The sequence below is a fragment of the Bradyrhizobium sp. Kon69 genome (assembly GCF_055807515.1).
On the sequence record NZ_JBVVOS010000353.1, the window covers coordinates 1 to 271 of the forward strand.

The window sequence follows — 271 nt, forward strand, 5'->3', positions numbered from 1 at the left end:
GCCTCCCAGCGTGTGAGCTGTGCTTGTCCCTCCAGCAGCGTGCCCGGAAGTTGATACAACAATGCGTTGGCTTCAAGTTCGGTGAGGGAGGGGAACACGTTGATGGTGCGTTGGATATCCGCGCGTGCAATGGTGACTCCAAGGTGCTGCCCGGTGCGTCCAAACCAGGCTTTTATATGTTCTCGGCTGGCCAGCGAAAGTGGATTGTTGTTGAAGCTGAATCCGCTGAGGTCGCGATCGGCGACAGTGAACAGACTTTGCGGCAGTTCCC

The 271-nt window shown here is 57.2% G+C and carries 1 protein-coding gene; it reads right to left on the reverse strand.

The features are described 5' to 3' along the window. The coding region (locus AC0L3U_RS39425; RefSeq protein WP_473365125.1) for a hypothetical protein at positions 1 to 271 on the reverse strand (271 nt) is incomplete at both ends.